General features: G+C 51.4%; 1 protein-coding gene. It reads right to left on the reverse strand.

Going from position 1 to position 218, the window contains the following annotated elements:
- Positions 1–218 (reverse strand): GNAT family N-acetyltransferase (locus H2O73_RS21815; RefSeq protein WP_182110884.1); only part of this gene is annotated, 218 nt, incomplete at both ends.

A 218-nucleotide genomic window follows, 5' to 3' on the forward strand; every position in this document is an offset into this window, starting at 1 on the left:
CCGGTATCCAGCCCTATACCGGAGGATAAAGGACTTTCCCGGCAGATGCCTTCAATCACCTGCATCAACATACGTCCGTATCCCTTACTCTGGTATTTGGGGTGCACACCAATAAAAGGCAAGTGGTGATGGGTGTCTTTCGGCAAACAGGCGTGCACCTGCTCGTGATAGTCGATATAACGTTTGGTGGAGGACAAACCCGCGGTCAGCATCATTCT

The organism is Vibrio marinisediminis, assembly GCF_014050145.1.
GTDB classification, from domain to species: Bacteria; Pseudomonadota; Gammaproteobacteria; order Enterobacterales; family Vibrionaceae; genus Vibrio; species Vibrio marinisediminis.